Raw genomic sequence first — 22705 nt, 5'->3', positions numbered from 1 at the left:
CCTGGCCACCCCCGGTCCACCCTGCGAATTCCCAAGGAACCCAATGGATACCTTTGCCATCGGCGATCACGACTACCTGCTGAACGACGAGCCCTTCCGGATCCTCTCCGGCGCCATCCACTACTTCCGGGTCCATCCGGACCTGTGGGAGGACCGGATCCGAAAGGCCCGGCTGATGGGGCTGAACACCATCGAGACATACGTACCGTGGAACGAGCACTCCCCCGAGCCGGGGACGTTCCTCGCCGAGGGACGGCTGGGCCTGGGCCGGTTCCTGGACCTGGTGGACGCCGCGGGCATGCGCGCCATCGTCCGGCCCGGACCGTACATCTGCGCCGAATGGGACAACGGCGGGCTGCCGGCATGGCTCTTCAGCGACCCCACCGTGGGTGTCCGCAGCAGTGAACCCGGCTACCTCGCCGCCGTCGGCACCTACTTCGATGCCCTGCTGCCCATCGTGGTGAAGCGGCAGGTCACGCGCGGCGGACCGGTCATCCTGCTGCAGATCGAAAATGAATACGGCGCCTACGGCAAGGACAAGGCGTACCTGCAGCACCTTGTGGACCTGGTGAAACGCCACGGCGTGGACATCCCGCTGTTCACCTGCGACCAGCCTTTCGGCACCATGATCGAGGACGGTTCCCTGCCCGAACTGCACAAGACCGGGACGTTTGGTTCACGTTCCCAGGAGCGTCTTGAGTTCCTGCGCGAGCGGCAGCCCACCGGCCCGCTGATGTGCGCCGAGTTCTGGAACGGCTGGTTCGACAACTGGGGCACCCACCACCACACCACCGATGCCGCCGCTTCCGCCGCCGAACTCGATGCCCTGCTGTCCGCTGGTGCATCGGTGAACATCTACATGTTCCACGGCGGCACGAACTTCGGCTTCACCAACGGCGCCAACGACAAAGGCATCTACGAACCCACCATCACGTCCTACGACTACGACGCGCCGCTTTCCGAGGACGGGCATCCGACGGCCAAGTACTTCGCGTTCCGGGACGTTATCGCCAAACATTTCCCTGTTCCGTCAGAGGTCCCGGCCGCCCGGCCGGTCCGAGCGGAGTCTGTGGTCACCGTGGGCTCCAGTGTCCCGCTGCTCAGCGCGGCGGATGCCCTCGGTTCCCCGCAGCGGGTTGCCGGTCCTGTCCCGGCCAGCGAGGCCACCGGACAGTACCGCGGCTTCAGCCTGTACGAGCGCGCCCTCGACGGTGGCGGCGTCCTGGCGTTCGCCGAGGTGCGTGACCGGGCGCAGTTCTTCCTCGACGGGTTTCCGCTGGGCACGCTCAGCCGTGAACTGGCCGAACGCTCCATACTGGTCCCCCGGGGCGGGCTCCTTCAGATCCTCGTGGAGGACCAGGGCCGGGTGAACTACGGGCCGCGGATCGGCGAATCGAAAGGACTCATCGGACCGGCCACCCTCGACGGCGAAGAGCTCACCGGCTGGCAGATCCGGCCCCTGGACCTGGAGAATCTGGACGCCACCCTGCTTGCGGGGCTGGCCAAGGACCGGGGCGGAACCGGAGGCGTGGCCGGCCCGTCCCTGTCCTTTGCTTCCTTCGAAGCGGATGGACCGGGCGACAGGTACCTGCGGCTGGACGGCTGGACGAAGGGCAACGCCTACGTGAACGGCTTCAACCTGGGCCGCTACTGGAGCCGCGGACCGCAGCGCACGCTGTACGTGCCGGGGCCGCTGGTCCGGAAGGGCAGCAACGACCTGGCTGTCCTGGAACTCCAGGGCAGCACTACCCGCGACGTCCGCTTTGTGTCCGGCCCCGACCTCGGTCCGGACGAGAAGTAGCCATACCCGCCTGCGTCAGACGGGCTGAAGAACCCCTACGGCAGGAGGCTGCGCAGCACGTGCGCGGCGCCGTCGTCGTACACCGAATGAGTGACCTCATCCGCGGCGGCGATGACTTCCTCCGGGGCCTGGCCCATGGCCACGCCGCGTCCCGCCCAGCCGAGCATTTCGATGTCGTTCCGGCCGTCCCCCACCGCGACGGTGAGGTGCTGCGGCGTGCCGAGCCTGCCGCGGAGCTTCTCGAGGGCGCTGGCCTTGGTGACTCCGGCGGCGGCAATGTCCAGCCAGGCGGTCCAGCCGACCGAGTAGGTGACACCGGCCAGGCCGATCTCGCGGATGGTTGTGGAGAATTCCTCGGGCGTGTTCTCGGTGCTGAACACCACCAGGCGGACGGCTGTGGACTCCAGCAGGGTCTGGAAGTCGACGCCGATGGCCTCCACGCCGAAGCTGGCGTCCTGGAAGCGCTCCGTGGACAGGAAATTCCCTTCCTCGTCCTCCAGCGCATACTTCGCGGTGGGCAGCTTTTCCCGCAGTGCGCGCAGGGCGGGGGCGGGGTCGAACGTGGCCTTGTGGATTACCTCGTAGCCGTCGGCGAGGGCCGGGTCCAGGCGGAGGGTCACACCGCCGTTGCAGCACACGGCGTAGCCCCGGTCCAGGCCGATCTGCTCGATCACGGGCAGGGTGGCGTTGAGCGAACGACCGGTGGCGATCAGGACGTCGTGGCCGTCGGAAACCACCGCGCGGGCGGCGTCACGGACTGCGGGAGACATGTGGCCGTCGTGGTCAACGAGCGTGCCGTCGACGTCCAGGGCCACCATGAACTTGGTGCTGGCCGGGTTGGTGTTTCGCTGGTCATCGTTGCCAGCGACTGTGTTTTCAGTCAGTGTTGTCATTCATCCAGTAGAGCAGACGCCCGCGGACCACTGCTAGGACGCACGCCACAGCACCTTGTGAACAACACGTTAATACTCACAGGGTTATCCCCGGTGTGAGTGTTAACCTTCGGCCGCCGATTCCCCGCCGTATGGTCAATTCCCCGCCTCCTTTCAGGGGGATAAGTCCACCCGCAGGGGATTTGCCTGGACTTATCCACATCTGAGCAGCCCCGTCTGGTGACGCCGGGATCAGCAGCACAGCATGGACCCATGGATTCCGTTCCTCCCCTGCTCCTCGCCGGCCAAATGCGCGCCCTTACCGGAAGCAGCCGTGGCCTGAGCCGCGCCTACACCAAAGGCGACCTGGTGCGCGTCCGGGCTGGCGTCTATTACAGCAAGCCCGCATGGCTCGCCCTCAAAGCATGGGAACGCTACGCGGCCACAGTGGCGGCGGTCGCCGCCAGCGATCCGGCCGCAGGCTTCTGCTATCTGACCGCCCTGCGTGTCTGGCGATTGCCCACCCCGGGGGTCCCTGACCACATCCACATGGTCACGCGGTCACCGCACAAAGCGGGCAGGATCGCCTCAACAACCCAAGCAGCCAAGAATCCGAAGACAGGCCTCACCGGCCTGGAAACGGTCCGGGGCTATGGAACCTTCCGGCATCACTGGGAAGCCGATATCGTCCAGGCCGGCGGCTACGCTGTGACGTCGCTCGTTCAGACGGTGATGGATTCCGTTGTCAGGCTGGAACTCCCGGAGGCTGTGGCTGTGGCTGACACCGTCCTTGGAAGCCGCCGCAAGGAAGGCGCAGGCCTGACCCGGCTCGACCTGCAGCAGGCGTCGGCCAGCCTCGCATCGGCCGCCAAACGCCGTCGGGTCCTGGAAGTCCTGGCATTGGCTGACCAGGCGGCGGAATCCGTTGGGGAGTCCCGGAGCAGGGCACTCATCCACATTCTGGGGTTTCCCGCTCCGGTCCTGCAGCGATCTTTTAATGACAGCGAAGGATTCATTGCGCGGACCGACTTCTTCTGGCCCGAATACGGCGTCATCGGGGAGTTCGACGGCGACGCCAAGTATCTCGACGACGAACTCCTGGGCGACCGCAGCACACGCGAAGCCATCCTGGCGGAGAAAAAACGCGAGGACCGGCTCCGGGCGCTCGGCTACACGGTGGTCCGCTGGGACTGGAAAGCCGTGACGGACCCGGGGATTCTGCGGCGGAAGCTCGAAGGCGCCGGGCTCAGGAGGGAAAATCCCCGCCGGGTGGACTAATCCCCGTCGCATAAACGGGGGAATTGACCACGCAGCGGGGATTTCCCGAGGAACCGGCGGAACCTAGAGGACCGGGAGAACCGTCAGGCCACCGATGTACTTCTGCAGCGCGGCCGGGACGTTGACCGAGCCGTCGGCGTTCTGGTGGTGCTCCAGCAGTGCCACGATCCAGCGGGTGGTGGCCAGCGTGCCGTTCAGGGTGGCCACGGCGCGGGTTCCCTTCGGGGCGCCCTCCTCGTTGAAGACCCGCTCGCGGATGTTGAGCCGGCGGGCCTGGAAGGTGGTGCAGTTCGAGGTGGACGTCAGCTCACGGTAGGCGCCCTGCGTGGGGACCCAGGCTTCGCAGTCGAACTTGCGTGCCGCGGACATGCCGAGGTCACCTGCGGCGGTATCGATCACGCGGTACGGCAGCTCGCACTTGGCCAGCATTTGCTCTTCCCAGGCGAGCAGGCGCTCGTGCTCGGCGGCCGCCTCTTCAACCGTGGTGTAGATGAACATCTCCACCTTGTTGAACTGGTGTACCCGGATGATGCCGCGGGTGTCCTTGCCGTGCGAGCCGGCTTCGCGCCGGTAGCAGGAGCTCTGGCCGGCGAAACGGATGGGCCCGCCGGCGAGGTCGAGGATCTCGTCGGCGTGGTAGCCGGCCAGCGCAACCTCGGACGTTCCCACGAGGTAGAGGTCGTCCTCGGCGAGACGGTAGATCTCGGCGTCGTGCTTGACGTCAAAGCCGGTGCCCTGCATGGTTTCGGGGCGCACCAGGGTGGGCGTAATCATGGGGACGAACCCGGCTTCGATGGCCTGGTCCATGGCCATCTGCAGCAGCGCCATCTCCAGCCGCGCGCCGACGCCGCGCAGGAAGTAGAATCGGGAGCCGGACACTTTGGCGCCGCGCTCCATGTCGATCGCGCCGATCAGCTCGCCGATTTCCAGGTGGTCCCGGGGCTCGAAGTCGGGGAATTCGCGGGGCGTTCCGACGGTCTTGACCACAATGTAGTCGTCTTCGCCGCCTTCGGGCACGCCGTCCTCGATGAGGTTCGGGATGGAGCGCAGCAGTTCGTCCTGCTTCGCCTGGGCAGCGTCGGCCTCGGCCGAGGCAGCCTTGACCGTGTTGGCGAGCTCCTTGACCTCTGCGAGCAGCGCCTTCTTCTCGTCACCCTTGGCCTGGGCCACCTTCTTGCCGAAGACGTTCTGCTCCGCCCGGAGGTTTTCGTACCGGATCAGGGCGGCACGCCGGGCGGAGTCTGCGGCGATGATCGCGTCCACCACTGATTCGTCGGCGCCGCGGGCGCGCTGGCTGGCACGGAACTTGTCCGGGTTTTCGCTGAGGTCTTTTACGTCGATCACCAGACAAGAGTATCGAATCCGGGCGCGGCAGCGCGGACGGCAGGAGGGCGGGAACGCGGACCTTCCCGCCGGGATACTGTTGAAGCACCATGAGCGACTGGCTGCTTTACCTCCTGAGTGCCGCGGCACTGGCCTTCGCCGTCTCCAGTTGGTGGGGCGTGCGCAAGCTCAAGGCACTGCACATCCGCAGCGCGGTGGCCGAAGATGCGCACGAGGCCGACCTCGGCCATCAGCGAGTTGCAGTGATCCTCAACCCTGTTAAGGCACGCGCCCCGGAGGCCAAAGCAGCCATCCAGCGGGCCTGCCTTGCCGCGGGCTGGGACGATCCCCTCTTCCTCGAGACGACGATGGAGGACCCGGGATATACGCAGGCCCGGGCGGCGCTGGACTACAAGGCCGACGTCGTCCTGGTAGGCGGCGGCGACGGTACCGTGCGGGTGGTGGCCGAGTCCCTCGCCCACACCGGTGTTGCCATGGGCATCATCCCGCTGGGCACAGGAAACCTGCTGGCCCGCAACCTGGACCTGGACGTCAACGACCTCCACTCGAACGTCCAGACTGCACTGTTCGGGCAGCAGCGCTACATCGATACGGCGCGGATGGGCATCGAGAACTCCCGCACCGGGCACTCCTCCGAGCACGCGTTCCTGGTGATCGCGGGCATCGGCCTGGACGCCGAGATCCTGGCCGACACGAACGACGGCCTCAAAAAGGCCGTCGGGTGGCTCGCCTACACGGAAGCCGGCATGCGGCACCTGCCCGGCCGGCGCCGGAAAGTGTCCATCACCCTGGACGACGGCCCGGAACAGGCCCGGAACATCCGCAGCGTCCTGTTTGCCAATTGCGGGCTGGTGCCCGGAGGCATCGATTTCATTCCGCAGGCCATGATCGACGACGGCATGCTGGATGTGGTGGTGATGAGCCCCCGGAGCGCCCTTGGCTGGATCATCATGTACGGCAAGGTCCTGCTCAGGCACCGGGGAAACCTGCCGATCATGACCATGTACAGGTCCGGGAAGATCGTCATCAAGTGCCCTGAGCCGATGCCCACCCAGCTCGACGGCGACACGTCGGGTGAAGCCACGAAGCTTACCGTGCGCGTGGAGCCGGGGTCCCTCCTGATCCGGGTCAAGGGCCAGCCGCAGGCCTGATCGCCCGCGGCCGGGTGGATTACGGAACGCCCTAGGCGGTGGCCTTTTTGGCGGCCTCGGCGGCTGCTTTGGCAGCCCGCGCCTCGGACTGTTCACGGATCATGGCCTGCTCCTCTTCGAAGCGCAGGCGGTCAGCGCGGTCTGCATCGTCGCCGTCCCAGTCCTGGTTGTCGGCAGTCGGCTTGGGATTAACAATCATTCCCTGGCCGTCATTGTCAGTACTGCTGCTCATGACCCGCTCCCTTCGATAGGGGCCGTCCCCCAATGTGGATCAAGTAAGCATACGCACAGTGTTATGCGCGCGGTAGTACCTGGACCTACGCTGTGGGCGAAGCCCCGGAAGCGGTTTCGGAGCTAACCGGTTCCCCGCTGAGGATGGTCCCCACCCACACGTGTGCCGCCTGGAATGCCTCGTCGGAAGTGTGCGGGGCAACGTCAGCGCTCTGCGCGTCAGCCCGTTCATATGAACCCAGGAAGCGGGTTGCAGGGCTGATCCGGTGGAGCCCGGCCAGGGCATCGGCCACGCGTGCATCGCCGATGTGGCCGTCGGCGTCGATGCTGAAGAAGTAGTGCCCCAGGTACTGCCCGGTGGGCCGGGATTCGATCCGGCTGAGGTTCACGCCGCGGGTGGCGAACTGGTCAAGGATCTCCATCAGCGCACCAGGGCGGTCCTCCGGGAGCGGTACCACCACTGTGGTCTTGTCCGCTCCGGTCCGCTCCGGCAGACGCCCCGGCCGGCTGACCAGGACAAACCGGGTCACGGCGCCCGGGTTGTCGCCAATGTTCTCGGCGAGTACGGAGAGCCCGGGCTGTTCCTGGGCCACGATGGGGGCGCAGATTGCGGCATCGTACTGCGCGGCGTCTTCCAGCAGGCCCATGGCAGAGGCGGCGGTGGAGGAGCCCGGAACATATTCAGCACCGGGAATATTGGCGTCGACCCACAGCCGGCACTGCGCCCAGGCGTGGCCGTGCGTGGAAATCCGGCGGATCTGCGAAACGGTTACACCGGGCCGGGCCACCAGCACAAAGCTGATGGGCACCAGCACTTCCCGGATTATGCGCAGTTCCTGGCCGCTGGCGATCGCATCCAGCGTGGCGGTCACCCCGCCCTCCACCGAGTTTTCGATCGGGACCATGGCCGCGTCCGCGGAACCGTCACGCACCTTGTCCAGGGCAGCGTTCACGTTCGATGCCGGGATGCGGGTTGCCTCGCCAGCCCCCGGGACCTGCATCAGCGCCGCCTCGGTGAAGGTGCCTTCCGGCCCCAGGAAGGTATAGGTAACGGGCGACGCGGACATCGAATATTCCTTAATGGTTATGAACGGGCGAGCCAGGATCCCCCCAGGCTAGATCACAGGCGGGCAGGAGCAAGGGTCAACGGGCTAGAGCACCAATGGCTTCAGGCCGTTGTCCGAAACGAGCGGCCTGCCCGATTCAAGCCACTGGTCCATGCCGCCGGCCACGTTGATGGCCGTGTAGCCCTGGCCGGTCAGCCACTGGGCCGCCCGGAACGAGCGCCCGCCTGTCCGGCAGATGACGTACAGGTCCTCGTCAGGGTCGAGTTCACCGAGCCGGGCCGGGAGCTGGTCCAGGGGGATGTGGACGGCGTCCTCAGCGTGCCCGGCTACCCATTCGTAGTCTTCGCGGACGTCCAGAATCACGGCGTCCGCCGGGACGTCGTTGACTGGCACGGAATCGAAATCGCTCATGGAAGTCCTCTTTCGGAGAGTCACGGGTCTCCTTCCAGCCTAGTGCCAGCGGATCGCCCCGCTCCCGAAAGCCGGGACAAGTTACGCTGTTGCTGACCCGTAGGAGGATCCTTGCCCGCTCAGCAGTCCACCATCCCGGCCGCTTCCGAGGGGCGCCTGGAGCCACGTTTCCTTGACTGAGATCCACGAGCTGTCCGCCGTCCAGCTGCGGGACTTCCTGCGCTCCGGCGAACTCTCGGCGCGGGAGGCCACGGCGCACTACCTGGCCCGGATCGAATCGGGCAACCGCCTCCTGGGCGCATTCGTCACCGTCACCGGCGGGCAGGCCATGGCAGACGCCGCCGCCGCGGACGCAAAGTTCGCGCGGCTTCGTCGTGCGGCGTCCTCCGGCGACGTCAGTGAAACCCTGCCGCTGCTGCACGGGATGCCGGTCGGGTTCAAGGACCTGACAGACGTCGCCGGTGTCGTGACTACGCACGGCAGCGCCGCCCTGGATCACAAACCCGCGCTGACGGACGGTGCCCTGGTCACTGAACTGAAGGGCGCCGGCGTCGTGTCCCTGGGCAAGACCCAGGTGCCGGAGTTCGGCCTGACGGCATACAGCGAAAACCGCATCGCCCCGCCGTCACGCAATCCGCACGCCCCCAGCCGGAGTTCCGGCGGTTCCTCGGGAGGCAGCGCTGCCGCAGTGGCTGCAGGCATGCTTCCGTTCGCACCCGGGACCGACGGCGGCGGGTCCGTCCGCATCCCGGCCGCGGCCTGCGGACTGGTGGGCCTGAAGCCGGGCCGCGGGGTGGTGGCTTCCGGCGAGAGCTCCGGCGACCCCGCACGGTTGGTGGCGGCAGGCCCGCTGGCGCGCAGCGCGGCGGACGCGGCCCTGATGATGGACGCGCTGGCGGCCGGTCCGGACGAAACCTACAGCGAGGCAGTCGGGCACGAACCCGGCCCGCTGCGCATCGGGGTGACGCTGGACAGCCCCTGGTCCACCACCTTCCCGTTCACCATCGGGCCTGAGGCCCTCGACGCCCTGCGCACCGGAACCAAGCTCCTGGAGCATGCCGGACACCGCAGCTCGGAAGCTGCCGTCCGCTATGACAACCGCTACCCGGACGCGTTCACCACCGCCTGGACTGCCGCCGTCGGCAGCGCCAGGATCACCCCCCACCGCGAGGCGCTGCTGGCACCGCTCACCCGGACCTTCCGGCGGCGGGCCCAGCAGCGCAGCGCCGCCAAGCTCAACGAAGCCCTGGCGTTCCTCCGCCAGTTCCAGCGCGACACCATTACCCAGTACGGGCAGTGGGACCTGATGCTGATGCCCACGCTGGCGCAGACACCACGTCCAGTGGGCTGGTTTACCGGCGCGGCCCACGGGGATGACCGCTGGCCCGCCGCCGAGTGGGCCGGGGACGCCGACGGCGACTACCGGAAACAGTGCGAATACGCGCCGTGGTCCTCCATGGTCAACGTCTGCGGATTGCCGGCCATCACCATACCCGTGCACTGGACGGGAGGCGGCCCTGGACAGGGCCTTCCGATGGGCATCCAGCTGGTGGGTCCCGCGGGCTCCGAACGGCTGCTTCTCCAGGTGGCGGCGCAACTGGGGTTCTGACCCGCGGGACATTTCGTTCGCAGGCCCGTGCTTAATGACTCGAAACGTGGCGCCCTCGTAACCCATTGGTAACCGGAGAGGAGCACAATTAACGGACAGCCACACACATCAGCCGCGATCGCTGACGGCAGGCACTCGAGGGGGAGCTGCAATGGACAGGAACGCTGAGCACGGTCACCCACACAACCGGGAACCAGGCACGGTCAGGTCGGACCTGAGCAACATCCATGTGCGTGAAGACCTTGCCCGGGCAGGGCGCTGCGCCAACGTCCACCTTGCCACCGGCCGGACGTGCCTGCTGCCGCTCCGGCACTACGGGCCGTGCGAGTTCCACAACCCGCAGGAGGCGGAGGACATCCTCCGCGGCTAGCGCCTCGCGCGGACTGGAATGCCGGAATAAGTGTCGACGGGAAGCCGCAACCGGAGGACGATTAAAGGGCAGTCACTTTGAGGAGGCCTGTGATGTGCTATTCATCAAGCAAGGATTTCGGGTGGGGCTACAAGAAAGAAGCCGACCGGAAACCCGAAGCGCGCCACGAAACACCGCCGGACCGTCCCGAGCCGCACTACACGGCGCAGGACTTCAAGTTCTGGGCCTTCCCGCTTCGCCGGAAGACACCCGCAGCTGAAGACCCGGTTGCTGACCGCGCCCACGAGAGAGTCTGACCCAAAGGGCAGGAACCTCCCGAAGAAAGGCCTCCCCGCGGAGGCCTTTCCGCTGTCAAGAGCACCCTGAAATCACGGGAAATGTTCGCATAGACGCCTTCGCCTCCCCTTGCGATGCGATGCGTGTCACGGGCTTCCTCTGCACTGCCGACCACGGCCGTCTCGCTTAGTTCGGTAGGGTTGATGGGGTCCACGGTGAGGAGCCGGGGCAACTCCGGGGAGGCTACCGGACTTTCAAATCAGTTTCGTGGGGAAGACGGATGGCGAGGAATGACGGGTAAGGAAAACATGAGGCGGACGGGTGCCTGGGGACTGCTCAGCCGTGAATTTCTCCTCAACTGGGTCCTGCCGCTAGGCGCCATCCTCGGGATTCTTGTGCTGTATGTTGCCGGTGAACACCGGATTTACTTCTACGATCCGCGTGGCTTCCAGGAAGTGGCAATCAATGCCTCAGTAGCGCTTCGCCAGGGTCCACACGATCTCTTCGATTGGCTCAAGACGCAGTCGTTGAGCGAGTACCCTCCGTACTGGTCCCTGCCGCTGGCGGTTTTGCCACCTGAGCTCCTGAACCTGCGAGTACCATACATCAGCGCCATGGGCCTGATCGGCCTGGTTCCGATGACGGTGTTCACCACCAAAATTGCCTGCCGGGTCTTCGGATTGCGCGTCTCGCCGTGGATGGTGCTGGTGGCAGGACTCAACCCGCTGGCTTTCCTCGTATGCGTTCAGGGCGTCCCCGACCTGATCGGGATGTCGCTGATCCTTGCTGCTGTGTGGATCCTGGTGTCCCGTCCCATGCGGCGGTCGACCCTGTTCTGGGCAGTGTTGGTTGCCGGAGCTGCACTCCTGGTGAAGAAGAACTTCCTCTTCGATCTCACAGCCGTCGTCGCGTGTTACCTCCTTGCGTACTCAGTCGCCGCACTTAGGTACAGGCATCCAGCGTCATGGGGCCTGCACCTCGTCAAAGAGGCACTGAGTTTGAGGGTTCTGCTCGGAGCAGCAGGTGTGATCGCTGCCGTCGCGATTGTCACACCCGGGACTCTGGCGTCAATCTTCACGCGGGACAATTCCCTTTTCTATGTCAGTTATCAGACCTCGGTTAAGGAAGCCCTCTCCAGCAACCTGTCCTTTGCCGGCGGCTTTGTTGCCCTGGTACTCGCGGCAGCAGCCGTCCTTGCCCTGTGGTTGGTAATAGCCCGGAGGACGTCCGCCGCAGTCACCCGCAACGCTCTCTTCGTTGCCGCTTTCCTGGGCGTCTCCGAGATACTGTGGGCCATCACTCAGAAGCAAGCGGGCATCATCCATCAGGTCCATGTCTGGCCGCTCCTGATGACGCTTGGAGTTGCCGGCGTAATTCGGATGGTGCCGCGACCACGCCTCATTGTCCGCCAGGTGGTCGCTCTGGGACTCACGGCGGCTTTGTTTGTGTTTATGTTTGCCCCGGTGCCGGCCCTGCTGGCGCCCCGCATCGCGGCGTCAAAACTGCCCCTGGGCCTGTTCCCCAGCGTCACTGAGCCTTTCGTTCAAACGAATTTCGACAATCTCGTAGCGATCGCGACAACAGCCAGGACCCTGGCCAGCACCAACGGGCCCGTCATGGTGCCGATTGCCTCCATGTCCTTCAACTCGAGCCTTCTGTTCCAGACCTACGTCCAACAGGCCGGGGCCCCCACTCCGGACATCTACCAGCTTCCTCAAGTGGACCTGCGGGATGCCCTGCCCTGGTCCGGTCTCATCGGCGACGACGGGCGTACTGTCCTGGTTTCCCGCCAATGGGTACCCGACCTGCCGGAAGGTCACCGCAATCTGCAAGCGGTGAATGAGTTCCTCAATTCGCCCGCCGCCCAGCGGTGGATCAAATCCTCACAACCGCTCGACGCCGGCATCCCGGGGGAACTTGCGGACCTGCGGGCGGTCCACCTGGTCATCCCGGAATCCGAGGCCCTCGCTTTCGCGGCAGCCATCCAGCCCTATCTGCCGGCCGGCACGGGGCAGGGGCTGCAGGGATCGGTCGCCCTGCTGACGGATCATGATCTGCGCACTGAAGGACCAAGCGCCCAGACTCCCACGGCCTGGACCACCTCCGCCGGTCCCCTCGCGTCACCTACTCAGTTGCTTGTCAACGGCGCGACTGCACGCTCGATCGGTCTGCGATCCGCCATTGCCGGTTGCGACGGCCTCACGTACCAGTGGTCAACCGTTGCGCCACCCGCTGCGAACGGGACCGTCGATGCCCCGAACGTCACCCAAGGCAAGCTGGAGCCGGGTACAGAACAGACTCTCGCAGTCCCGGCACCAGGTGCCGCTGGCGTGGCGTGGGACCAGATGCTCACTCTTGGCCTCGAAGGTACGTCGGGGTCCTGCCAGGTTACTGTCCGCGCGCTACCCTGACCCTGCCGGGGGCCCGGCCACCCCTGCGCGGGCCTCATCGGTGCTGGGACAATGGCAGCATGCCAGGACACTACGTACACGCGGCCTCCCTGCGGATGGACCCGGACGCCGACCTGGCAGCGCCGGGTGCCGCCATCACGCTGGAGCTATGCGGGAGCTGGGATCACGTTCCGCCCTGTCCGCTGGCCCCGCACCACACCAGCCCTGAGCGGCAAGGTGGTGCAGTGGAACTGCGGATCGTCGTCGCCACCGACCCGGGGCAGGAAGCCGAGGTCCGCCGTCGGATAGACAAAGCCCTGGCGTCGGGCTCGCTCACCGGCCCGGATGGCGTGACGACGGACTGGGCCCTGCTGGACAGCCATGCCGCAGTGCTGAGCGGTGCGGAACGCGAACACGCAGCGCGGATCGCCGCCACCTAGGACGCCGCAGGACCTCGGAGCAAAGACCCAGAACTGAGCCCTACCGGCCGAGTTCCCGGTACTTCCGGGCGCGGGACGCCAGCAGTTCAGCTACGGGGATCTCCGCCAGGGTTCCGAGCTCGTATTCGATGGCCTTCGCCATGCGGGCGCAGAAGTCCTTGGGCTCCAGTGACGCGTCGTCCCGCTCATCCACGATGTGGTCCACCAGGCCGTTGGCGTAGAGCGCGGCGACGTTGACGCCCTGCGCATCGGCCATCTGCGGCGCAAATTCGGTGCTGCGGTGCACAATCGCGCTGGCCCCTTCGGGCGGCAGCGGTGAGAGCCAGCTGTGCTGCGCGGCGATGGTCCGGTCCGCCGGGAGCAGTGCCAGCGCCCCGCCGCCGGCGCCCTGGCCCAGCAGTACCGAGACCGACGGCGACTCCAGCCCGATCAGTTCGTGCAGGGACCGCGCGATCTCACCCGCCAGGCCGCCCTCCTCCGCTTCCTGCGAAAGGGCTGCGCCGGCGGTGTCGATCACGGTCAGCAGCGGCAGGCGCAGTTCCTCGGCGAGCTTCATGCCCCGGCGCGCCTCCCGCAGCGAGCCCGGCCCCATTCCCGCAGCATCCTTGCGCAGGGGCCGGGCGTGGCCCAGGACGATGCAGGACTGTCCGCCGAAGCGGGCCAGCGCCAGCAGCAGTCCGGGGTCCTTTTCGCCCTGGCCGGTGCCATTGAGTGGCAGCGCGTCATCGGCGCCGTACCGCAGGAGCTGGCGCAGGTCAGGGCGGCGGGGCTGCCGGGAGATGCCGATGGACGTCCATGCGTCCACGGCGGAGGGCCGGACCGCGAGGGTGGCCGGCGATGCGGCCGTCCCGGAGACGGATCCGGCCACGGGCTTCACCGCCAGGATGTCCAGCGCCCGCCCGATGATCGCCGGCAGCTCGGCCGGTTCCACGACGGCGTCGATCAGGCCCTTGCTGAACAGGTTTTCCGCAACCTGCACGCCGTCGGGAAAGGCCTCCCCGTAGAGGGCCTCGTAAACGCGCGGACCCAGGAACCCCAGCAGCGCCCCCGGTTCCGCCACATTGATATGGCCGAGTGAACCCCAGGAAGCCATCACTCCCCCGGTGGTGGGGTGCCGGAGATAGACCAGGTACGGCAGTCCTGCCTGGCGGTGGGCGCGCACGGCTCCGGTGATCTTGACCATGGACAGGAACGCGAGCGTCCCCTCCTGCATGCGTGTGCCGCCGGAGGCGGGTCCGGCCAGCAGCGGCAGGCCTTCGGCCGTTGCCCGCTCCACGGCCGCCACAATCCGCTGGGCCGCGGCATGGCCGATCGATCCGGCCAGGAAGGAGAACTCGCTGACGATGACCGCCACCCGGTGTCCGCGGATCAGCCCGGATCCTGTGACGACGGATTCGTCCCTCCCGCTCCGTTCCCGCGCCCTGGCAAGATCACGGGCGTAGTCCCCGTTGGCCTGCGGTTGCTGCGCGGGCTCGTCCCAGGAGACAAAGGTGCCCTGGTCGACAACGGCGTCCAGCAGTTCGGCGGCGTTCAGGTGGCGGACCTTTTCCGTCGTCGGCATCCTATTTCACCCCCGCGACGGACGCCGCCATGCCCAGCCATTCGCGGATGCTCTGCCCGTCCTCGTCCAGCAGTGGCGGCGCGTCGTGGGCCGTCACGGTGATCTCGGCCGTGTCACCGGGCGCGAAAAACCTCAGCGGCGGCCCGGGCAGGCTGACCTTGCCCAGCAGCGGGTGCTCGACGTCAACCACCAACCCCTGTGACGCCACCTGCTCCCACGCGTACACCTCATCCAGCGAGCGGACCTTCCCGGCCGGGATCCCGGCGTCGTTCAGTTTCGCGAGCAGCTCCACGGCACCGAAGCCGGCAAAAACGCGTTCGACGGCGGCAATCACCGCCGCGCGGTTCCGCACCCTCTCGGCGTTGCTGGCGAAGCCCGGTGCAGCTGCATCGAGGCCGAAGGCGGCGGCGAAGGCGGCCCACAGTTTCTCGCTGCCCACGCTGATCTGCACGCTGCCGTCGCGGCAGGCGAACAGCCCGTAGGGCGCAATGGAGGGGTGGTGGTTGCCCTGGGCCTGCGGCACTTCGCCGGCCACGGTGGTGCGCGTCCCCTGGAAGGCGTGGACGCCGATCAGCGATGCCAGCAGCGACGTGCGCACGATCTGTCCGCGGCCGGTCCTGTCCCGTTCCACGAGCGCGGCGAGCACGCCGAAAGCTCCATTCATGCCGGACAGCAGGTCGGCGATGGGCACGCCGACGCGCTGGGGGTCGTCCGGTCCGGAGCCCGTCAGCGACATAAGCCCGGCTTCACCCTGGAGGATCTGGTCGTAACCGCTGCGCCGGGACTCGGGGCCGTCATGCCCGAATCCGGTGATGGAAAGGATCACCAGCCGGGGATTGAGTTCGTGCATGGCGGCGGTGGAGAACCCCAGCCGGTCCATCACGCCGGGGCGGAAGTTTTCAATCACGACGTCGGCGCGTTCCAGCAGGCTGCGCAGCACGTCCTTGCCGTCATCGCTTTTGAGGTCAAGGCTGATGGATTCCTTGTTGCGGTTGCAGGACATGAAGTAGGTGGACTGCAGGTCGTCCTCGGGGCCGACGAACGGCGGGCCCCAGCCGCGGGTGTCGTCCCCGGTGCCCGGGTTCTCCACCTTGATGACGCGGGCGCCAAGGTCGGCAAGCATCATTCCGGCGTGCGGTCCGGCGAGCGCCCGGCTCAGGTCCACCACGAGGTGGCCGGAGAGTGGGCCGCCCCTGCGGCCTTCGTTTGCTGTGCTCATCAGGCGGTTTCCTTCTTGGTGTGGTTGGGGTGAAATGCGCGGGGCGCGGCGCGGTGTGGGGGACCTACAGCCAACCTGGCACCACCAGGGCCAGCCACGCGAGCAGCGGTCCGGCCACAATGACAATCCCGCTGTAGCCGAGGATCTGCTTGTAGAACCTGTCCTTGTCCACGCCATCCGGGGCGTTGGCCAGGACCAGGGCCCCGTTGGTGGAGAACGGTGAAACGTCCACGATGGTGGCGGCCACCGCGAGCGCACAGATCACGCCGACGGCTCCGATCTCGCCGGTGGACAGGAACGGCACGGCCAGCGGGATGAGGGCGGCGAGGATGGCGGTGGAGGAGGCGAACGCGGACACCACGGCGCCGATGTAGCAAATGAGGAGCGCTGCCAGCAGCGGCATGCCCATGCCGGCCACACCGTTGGAGACGAATTCGATGGTGCCTGCTTCTTCCAGCACACCGACAAACGTGAGCATGCCGCAGATCAGGAGCACTGTTGACCAGCTGATCTTGTTGATGGCGCCCTTCTGGGCCTTCGGCGAGACCAGTGCCAGCACGATGGCGATGGTGATGGAGACAAAGCCGACGTCCACCTTGAACCCGAGCGCAATGACGGCCAGTGCGACCAGGCCGGCGATGGTCACCAGCTGCGGGATCCGCTCGGACCGTTCCTTGGTGGCTGCGACGCCGTCACCTGCAGGGTCCCGGGGGCCGTACATGCCGGAGCCGAAGCCCTTGAACGGAACATCGCCCGCCTTGGCCCCCACGCTGACGGACATCCGGGCTTCGGCCGCCTGCTCCACGAAGTGGCTGACCTTCGAGGACAGCAGGGCCCTGCCGCCGAGGATGATGAACAGCACGAGGGCAATGACGAGGTTGAAGATGAGGCTGCTCAGGAAGAGTGCGGTGGGGCTGAAGTCCAGGTCGGTCTTGGCCAGGATGCCGTTGACCGTGACTCCGTAAACGGCGATCGGCGAGAACCCGCCGGCCTGGGCGCCGTGGATGACCATCATGCCCATCAGTAGCGGGCTGATCTTGTACTTCCCGGCAAAGCTGAGAGCGATCGGGGCAATGATGGCGACGGCGGCGGGAGACAGTGCGCCCACGGAGGTGATGACGGCAGTGATGGCGAACATGACCCACGGGATCAGGGCCACGCGGCTGCCCACCATTTTGACGGCTCCCCGGACCAGGAGGTCGATGGTGCCGTTGTTCTGGGCAATGGCGAACAGGTAGGTCACGCCCACGATAGTCAGGAACAGGCCGCCGGGGAAGTTGGCCAGGATGTCGTTGGTGGACATCCCCAGGACCACGCTGCCCAGCAGGAAGGCGCCGACGAAAGCGAGAGCGCCCATGTTCAGGGGCAGGACGGTGGCGAGCAGGAACATCGCCGCCAGGATGATGATCGACAAGACAGGAGCGGACATCTTTGGTCCTCCTAGGGTCTAAAGAGTGTGATGTGAGTAACTGGCTCACTGGACTAGCCTCCTAGACACCGAGTCAATCTGTCAATACGCCTGCGGTGTATTCTTGGAGAAATCGACGACGTAGTGAGGCTCTTGTGGAGAAAACAGCGCGGCTCGGACTGGAGCGTGTGACCCGGCCACGGCTGTATGAGCAGCTGGTGGAGCAGATCCTCGCGTACATCGAATCCGCCCAGCTGGGTCCAGGCGATCTGCTGCCGGCGGAACGCGACCTGGCAGAGCGGCTGGGGGTCTCCCGGGCAACGCTGGCCCAGGCGCTGGTGGCACTTGAGGTGCTGGGTGTGATCGATGTGCAGCACGGGACCGGCGCGGTCCTGGCGCGGCGGCCCAGCGTGGCTTCAGTGATCAAGGGGCTGCGCGAGCACCAGAGCCGGCTGCCGGAAATCGTCGAGGCGCGCAGCACCCTGGAAGTGAAACTGGCCGCGTTGGCGGCGGTACGGCGCACGGAGGACGACCTGGCGGCGATCGACGCCGCACTGGAAGTGATGGCCGGCGAAATCGGCGAGGGAGACCGGGGAACCCACGGCGACGAGCTTTTCCATCAGGCGGTGACGGGCGCCGCGCATTCCGCGGTACTGGCGCAGCTGATGGCATTTATCGCGGAAATGATCCTGGAAACCAGGATGGAATCCCTGGGCCAGCCGGGCCGGCCTGAACAGTCTTTGGCTTCGCACCGCAAAATCGCGGACGCCATCCGGGCACAGGACCCGGATGGCGCGGCGGAGGCCATGCTGGCCCATATTGAGTTGGTGTCAGACGTGGAGCTGCTTCGCTGATCCGTCAGGAGACGGCGGGCGGCGGAACTGCGGCACGTCCCGCCGGTGGCTTAGTAGGAGTATCCGGACGTGCTGTACATGGCCCCGGCCACGACAACCAGTAACCAGAAGGCGCCGTAGCCCAGGAGGCAGAGGTAGCCGAGGACCAGCCCGGTGATGGACATGCCCTTGCCTGAGGGTTCACGCTTGAGCGCCAGGTGGCCGGTGATGATCGCAGCGACCTGCGGAAGCAGGAACCAGCCGAGGATGACCGAGGCGATGCCGCACACCATGCTGGCGATGCTGAGCCCCTTGGGCTCAGCCGGCATGCCGTAGTACGCAGGCTGCCCGTACGGATTGGGCTGGCCATAAGGGCCGGGCTGGCCATAGGGGCTGGGCGGCTGTCCGTAGGCGGAAGGCTGGCCATAGGGGTCGGCAGGCGCATAGGGCGAGCCGTACTGTTCGCCAGGCTGGCCGTACTGGCCGGCGCTGTGCTGGCTCTGGCCAAACTCCGGCTGGCCGTAGGTGCCCTGCCCCTGGTGCGGCTGGTCCTGCCCCGGCGGGTTCTGGCCGTACTGTCCGGCACCGTACTGGTTCTGCCCGAACTGGTTCTGGCCGTAGAGCGGCGGTGCGGGGATGTCGGTGCCCTGCGGCGGCACAAACTGCGGCGGCTCGTAGCCTGCCGGCGAATCGCCCGAGGCGTGGGTGCCGGACCCCTGTGAATCCGGGCGCGGCGTTGGCTGGTCACTCATGATTTCCCCCTCAAAAGTCTGTGTTCCCAGCCTACCGCCAGCACTGTTGCCGGGACCACCGGTTCACGGTCCTACCGGCCCCAGTAAGGCAGGATGTACACCGCAAAGATCACAAAGGCGCCCAGGAGGACGAGCCTGGCCATGCTGCCGGCCGCGTGGTCGTGGGCCCGGGACTTCCGGCCGCCTGTTCCGGCCACGGTTCCGCGGCTGCCCTGGCGGGGAACCGCAGGCCGGTGTCCGGCGGACTTGGCGACCTGCGGACGGCCCTTCAGTCCCTTGGCTGCCTGCTGTCCCCTGCCTGCAGGCCCGCTGGCAGCCTGTCCCGTGTCAGCCTGTGGGCTTCCGGCCGGTGACGGGGCTGACGCCGCCGTCCCGGACGGGGTTTCGGCCGGCGCGCGCATTCCCAAAAGCGCACTGTCTTCCTGGTCCTGGGTCAGCATCTGGCCCAGGTGGGCATAGAGGCCAACCACCGTCTGCTGGTCCAGCACGGCCGGGAGCGCCGTCACCGCCGCAACAACGCGGTCCACGCCGGCCACTGCCACGTCCGAGCTGGTGATGCCAAAGAGGTCGGGCTGGGCGGCCATGCAGATCAGCGGGCGGACCAGCCGCCGGTGCGGCGGCGACAGCACGGAGGCCACCGCGGCGCACTGGGCCAGCGCGCCTTCCACAGACTGGGTCCGCGAATACCGCCCCTGCCACAGGACACCCGAGGAAACGCGGACCTCACCGGTCCAGTTCTTGGCGTCCACCACCACTATGCCGCCCGGCCCCACAAGCACGTGGTCCAGGATGGCTTTCGGCCGCCCGGGCCAGTGCACGTCGTGGAGCACGTACCAGCCGTGCGGGATGAGTTGGCTCAGCCGGTCGGCCACCACCCGTTCGCCCACCGCGCTGGTGTCCCACGATTTAGTGGCCCGCTCGGCCAGGTCCAGCTGGCGTTTGAGGCGTGCGACCCGTTCAGAAGCCAGCCGGGACTGCTCGGCTGCGCTGTCGCCTGCCGCCATGACCGGTCCCCCACTCTTCCGCCGTCCGACCCCGGCGGTGAGTCCCGCCGTCGTCCTTGTCCTTACGAGGTTTTTTGAAAGTAACAGCGACGCGGGTGCCCGGTATATAAGTACTTTTGGCCTGCTGTACTCAGGTTGACTACTTGCCTCCGGCCGGCGGCGGGGGGACTTTCCGCGTCATAGGGGCCGCATTTCGGGCAGTGCGTTTTGACTCCAGCCCACGTCTGGCATGCTGGTGCCATGGCTAGCCGCGCGGGCACAGTTGCCCAACCCCAGGACCTTGTTGACATCACTGCGCTCCTTGACGCGTATTACGACATCACCCCGGATCTTGGTGATCCCGGCCAGCGCGTGGCGTTTGGCACCTCGGGGCACCGCGGATCCAGCCTCAAGGCGTCGTTCAACGAGAAGCACATTGTTGCCATCACGCAGGCGATTGTGGAGTACCGGGCCGGCCAGGGCATCACCGGTCCCCTGTTCCTGGCCAAGGACACGCACGCCCTGAGCGAGCCGGCGCAGAACTCGGCGCTTGAGGTGCTGGCCGCCAACGGCGTCCACGTGCTGGTCGACGCCCGCCACGGCTACACGCCCACCCCGGCCCTGAGCCACGCCATCCTGACGTACAACAAGGCCCGCCTGCCCGGCGCGCCCGAAGCGGACGGCATCGTCGTTACCCCCAGCCACAACCCGCCGGGCGACGGCGGCTTCAAATACAACCCCCCGCACGGCGGACCCGCCGACTCCGACGCCACCGGCTGGATCGCCAACCGGGCCAACGAACTCCTCGAAAACGACCTCCGGGGCGTGAAGCGCATCCCCCTCGCGGACGCTCTCGCCGCCGACAGCACCGGCAAGTTCGACTTCCTCAGCAGCTACGTCGACGACCTCCCCTCCGTGCTGAACCTGGACGCCATCCGCGACGCCGGAGTCCGCATCGGCGCGGACCCCATGGGCGGCGCCGCAGTGGATTACTGGGGCGAGATCGGCGAGCGCCACCACCTGAACCTCACCGTGGTGAACCCCACCGTGGATCCGCAGTGGGCCTTCATGACCCTGGACTGGGACGAAAAGATCCGGATGGACTGCTCGTCACCGTCGGCGATGGCCTCGCTGATCCAGCGGATGTCCGACGGCGGCAGCTCCTTCGACATTGCCACCGGCAACGACGCCGACGCCGACAGGCACGGCATCGTGACCCCCGACGGCGGCCTGATGAACCCGAACCACTACCTCGCCGTCGCGATCGACTACCTCTACCGCAACCGCAGCGGCTGGAACCCGAACTCGGTGGTGGGCAAGACACTGGTTTCCTCCTCCATCATCGACCGCGTGGCCGAGAGCCTGGGCCGCAAGCTGGTGGAGGTCCCCGTGGGCTTCAAGTGGTTTGTGCCGGGGCTGCTGTCCGGCGAAGGCGCGTTCGGCGGCGAGGAATCGGCCGGCGCCTCCTTCAACAAAAAGGACGGCAGTGTCTGGACCACCGACAAGGACGGCATCCTGCTGGCCCTGCTGGCGTCGGAAATCACGGCCGTCACCGGCAAGTCCCCGTCGCAGCTGTACAAGGGCCTGACGGACCAGTTCGGCGCGCCCGTCTACGCACGCATTGATGCCGCGGCCACGCGGGAGCAGAAGGCGGCACTCGGCAAGCTGTCGCCGTCGGACGTTACGGCAACCGAGCTGGCAGGCGAGGCGATCACCGCCAAGCTGACCGAGGCCCCCGGAAACGGCGCGTCCATCGGCGGGCTGAAGGTTGTCACCGAGAACGCCTGGTTCGCCGCCCGCCCGTCCGGCACCGAGGACGTCTACAAGATCTACGCCGAGTCCTTCAAGGGCGAGGAACACCTCAAGCAGGTCCAGGCCGAGGCCAAGGCCCTGGTGGACGGCGTCATCGCCTAGGAACCTGTTGGGGACCGCTGCCTGCGCCGGATGGCAGCAGGCAGCGGGAGCCGGCCGGCGATCGGCCGCGGGCCGGTCCTAGACTGCGACCACCCAGATGGCATCGGACGCTGATGCGCCCAGGTCGATGTCCCGCTCGGGTTCGTGCACGCGGACGGTGGTGACGTCCGCATAGGGGCGGTGCTCCGTGACGGTCAGCCTGGTGTCCGGCGCGAGACCCAGCTCGGTGAAGTAGCGCAGCATCTGCGGGTCCGCATCCGAAATGCGGGTGATGGCCACCGTGTTGCCCGCCGCGGCGGCGGAGAGCTGGGTCCCCTTCGGCATGCTGGGCCGGCCGTCGGCCCCGGGAATGGGGTCGCCGTGCGGATCCCGGACGGGATGGCCGAGCTTCCGGTCCATCCTGTCGATCAGCGTGTCCGAGACGGTATGCTCCAGGACCTCGGCCTCATCGTGGACCTCATCCCAGCTGTACCCGAGCACGTCCACCAGGAAAGTCTCCAGCAGACGGTGCCGGCGGACCATCGCGACGGCATGGGCGCGCCCCGCGTCCGTCAGCTCGATGCTGCCGTAGGGCGCATGGGTGACGAGCCCCTGGCCGGCCAGTTTCTTGATCCCGTCCGAGACGGTGGAGGGCCGCACGCCGAGCCGTTCGGCCATCACGCTGACTGTGATGGGGGCCGGCGACCACTCCGTGGCTGACCAGATCAGCTTCAAATAATTCTGTGCGGCGTGGGACAAATCAGAGACCGGCATGACGTCCATAGTACCAAGCCCACCTTAAATGTTAGGCTTAAC

21 protein-coding genes are annotated in these 22705 nt (G+C 66.9%); 10 read left to right on the top strand and 11 right to left on the bottom strand.

Going from position 1 to position 22705, the window contains the following annotated elements; genetic code table 11:
- The first annotated feature begins 43 nt into the window (after window positions 1-43).
- Window positions 44-1801 carry a beta-galactosidase family protein gene (locus tag EYS21_RS06025; protein WP_131132279.1) on the top strand — a complete coding sequence of 586 codons (1758 nt, stop codon included), beginning with the start codon at window positions 44-46 and terminating at the stop codon, window positions 1799-1801.
- A 35-nt stretch (window positions 1802-1836) separates the two neighbouring features.
- Here the strand turns inward: EYS21_RS06025 and EYS21_RS06020 are convergent, their stop codons facing one another.
- Window positions 1837-2694: an HAD family hydrolase gene (locus EYS21_RS06020; protein ID WP_131132278.1), complete on the bottom strand. Its 858-nt coding sequence runs from the start codon at window positions 2692-2694 to the stop codon at window positions 1837-1839.
- 252 nt (window positions 2695-2946) lie between these two features.
- On the opposite strand from EYS21_RS06020, the gene EYS21_RS06015 reads away from it, so the two are divergent.
- A complete protein-coding gene (locus EYS21_RS06015; RefSeq protein WP_131132277.1) occupies window positions 2947-3951 on the top strand; it encodes a hypothetical protein in 1005 nt (334 codons plus the stop codon).
- Between the two features lie 63 nt (window positions 3952-4014).
- On the opposite strand, the gene serS is transcribed toward EYS21_RS06015, so the two are convergent.
- Window positions 4015-5295, bottom strand: a complete 1281-nt coding sequence (gene serS, locus EYS21_RS06010) for a serine--tRNA ligase (protein ID WP_131132276.1) — start codon at window positions 5293-5295, stop codon at window positions 4015-4017.
- 89 nt (window positions 5296-5384) lie between these two features.
- Here serS and EYS21_RS06005 point away from each other — a divergent pair, with 89 nt between their 5' ends.
- Window positions 5385-6446 carry a diacylglycerol kinase family protein gene (locus EYS21_RS06005; protein WP_131132275.1) on the top strand — a complete coding sequence of 354 codons (1062 nt, stop codon included), beginning with the start codon at window positions 5385-5387 and terminating at the stop codon, window positions 6444-6446.
- 31 nt (window positions 6447-6477) lie between these two features.
- Here EYS21_RS06005 and EYS21_RS06000 read toward each other — a convergent pair whose 3' ends face one another.
- The 3 genes from EYS21_RS06000 to EYS21_RS05990 all read right to left on the bottom strand — a co-directional run bounded on the left by EYS21_RS06000 (window position 6478) and on the right by EYS21_RS05990 (window position 8155).
- Entirely contained in the window at window positions 6478-6678 is a 201-nt protein-coding gene (locus EYS21_RS06000) for a hypothetical protein (RefSeq protein WP_131132274.1), read from the bottom strand.
- An 85-nt stretch (window positions 6679-6763) separates the two neighbouring features.
- The gene (pheA, locus tag EYS21_RS05995) at window positions 6764-7744 is read right to left on the bottom strand and encodes a prephenate dehydratase (protein ID WP_131132273.1); all 981 of its coding nucleotides are present in this window, start codon (window positions 7742-7744) and stop codon (window positions 6764-6766) included.
- 84 nt (window positions 7745-7828) lie between these two features.
- Complete coding sequence (locus EYS21_RS05990) at window positions 7829-8155, bottom strand: rhodanese-like domain-containing protein (RefSeq protein ID WP_131132272.1); 327 nt, start codon at window positions 8153-8155, stop codon at window positions 7829-7831.
- A 172-nt stretch (window positions 8156-8327) separates the two neighbouring features.
- Here EYS21_RS05990 and EYS21_RS05985 point away from each other — a divergent pair, with 172 nt between their 5' ends.
- The 5 genes from EYS21_RS05985 (at window position 8328) to EYS21_RS05965 (ending at window position 13240) form a co-directional block, all read left to right on the top strand.
- Window positions 8328-9764, top strand: coding sequence for an amidase (locus tag EYS21_RS05985; RefSeq protein WP_131132271.1), 1437 nt, complete (start codon window positions 8328-8330; stop codon window positions 9762-9764).
- Window positions 9765-9915: 151 nt separating this feature from the next.
- Window positions 9916-10134, top strand: coding sequence for a hypothetical protein (locus tag EYS21_RS05980; RefSeq protein WP_131132270.1), 219 nt, complete (start codon window positions 9916-9918; stop codon window positions 10132-10134).
- Window positions 10135-10226: 92 nt separating this feature from the next.
- Window positions 10227-10430: a hypothetical protein gene (locus tag EYS21_RS05975; protein ID WP_131132269.1), complete on the top strand. Its 204-nt coding sequence runs from the start codon at window positions 10227-10229 to the stop codon at window positions 10428-10430.
- A 288-nt stretch (window positions 10431-10718) separates the two neighbouring features.
- Complete coding sequence (locus EYS21_RS05970; RefSeq protein ID WP_131132268.1) at window positions 10719-12821, top strand: hypothetical protein; 2103 nt, start codon at window positions 10719-10721, stop codon at window positions 12819-12821.
- 59 nt (window positions 12822-12880) lie between these two features.
- A complete protein-coding gene (locus EYS21_RS05965; protein ID WP_131132267.1) occupies window positions 12881-13240 on the top strand; it encodes a hypothetical protein in 360 nt (119 codons plus the stop codon).
- A gap of 40 nt (window positions 13241-13280) precedes the next feature.
- Here EYS21_RS05965 and EYS21_RS05960 read toward each other — a convergent pair whose 3' ends face one another.
- The 3 genes from EYS21_RS05960 to EYS21_RS05950 all read right to left on the bottom strand — a co-directional run bounded on the left by EYS21_RS05960 (window position 13281) and on the right by EYS21_RS05950 (window position 17449).
- Window positions 13281-14801, bottom strand: coding sequence for a carboxyl transferase domain-containing protein (locus EYS21_RS05960; protein WP_131132266.1), 1521 nt, complete (start codon window positions 14799-14801; stop codon window positions 13281-13283).
- A 1-nt stretch (window position 14802) separates the two neighbouring features.
- Entirely contained in the window at window positions 14803-16020 is a 1218-nt protein-coding gene (locus tag EYS21_RS05955; RefSeq protein ID WP_131132265.1) for a CoA transferase, read from the bottom strand.
- 64 nt (window positions 16021-16084) lie between these two features.
- Entirely contained in the window at window positions 16085-17449 is a 1365-nt protein-coding gene (locus tag EYS21_RS05950) for an SLC13 family permease (RefSeq protein WP_131132264.1), read from the bottom strand.
- Window positions 17450-17583: 134 nt separating this feature from the next.
- Between EYS21_RS05950 and EYS21_RS05945 the strand changes: the two genes are divergently transcribed.
- The gene (locus EYS21_RS05945; RefSeq protein WP_131132263.1) at window positions 17584-18282 is read left to right on the top strand and encodes a FadR/GntR family transcriptional regulator; all 699 of its coding nucleotides are present in this window, start codon (window positions 17584-17586) and stop codon (window positions 18280-18282) included.
- Between the two features lie 50 nt (window positions 18283-18332).
- Here EYS21_RS05945 and EYS21_RS05940 read toward each other — a convergent pair whose 3' ends face one another.
- Window positions 18333-19013 (bottom strand): DUF4190 domain-containing protein, encoded by a 681-nt coding sequence (locus EYS21_RS05940; protein ID WP_131132262.1) that lies wholly within the window; start codon window positions 19011-19013, stop codon window positions 18333-18335.
- Between the two features lie 71 nt (window positions 19014-19084).
- Entirely contained in the window at window positions 19085-20017 is a 933-nt protein-coding gene (locus EYS21_RS05935; protein WP_131132261.1) for a nuclease-related domain-containing protein, read from the bottom strand.
- Between the two features lie 240 nt (window positions 20018-20257).
- On the opposite strand from EYS21_RS05935, the gene pgm reads away from it, so the two are divergent.
- Entirely contained in the window at window positions 20258-21910 is a 1653-nt protein-coding gene (gene pgm, locus EYS21_RS05930; RefSeq protein ID WP_131132260.1) for a phosphoglucomutase (alpha-D-glucose-1,6-bisphosphate-dependent), read from the top strand.
- 78 nt (window positions 21911-21988) lie between these two features.
- Here pgm and EYS21_RS05925 read toward each other — a convergent pair whose 3' ends face one another.
- Window positions 21989-22663, bottom strand: coding sequence for a metal-dependent transcriptional regulator (locus EYS21_RS05925; protein ID WP_131132404.1), 675 nt, complete (start codon window positions 22661-22663; stop codon window positions 21989-21991).
- Between the last annotated feature and the right edge of the window lie 42 nt (window positions 22664-22705).

Origin of the sequence: Arthrobacter sp. S39, assembly GCF_004320525.1 — a bacterium.
GTDB lineage: Bacteria > Actinomycetota > Actinomycetes > Actinomycetales > Micrococcaceae > Arthrobacter.
Note: the sequence above shows the minus strand (reverse complement) of the source record. Positions and strands in the feature narration are given on the sequence as shown.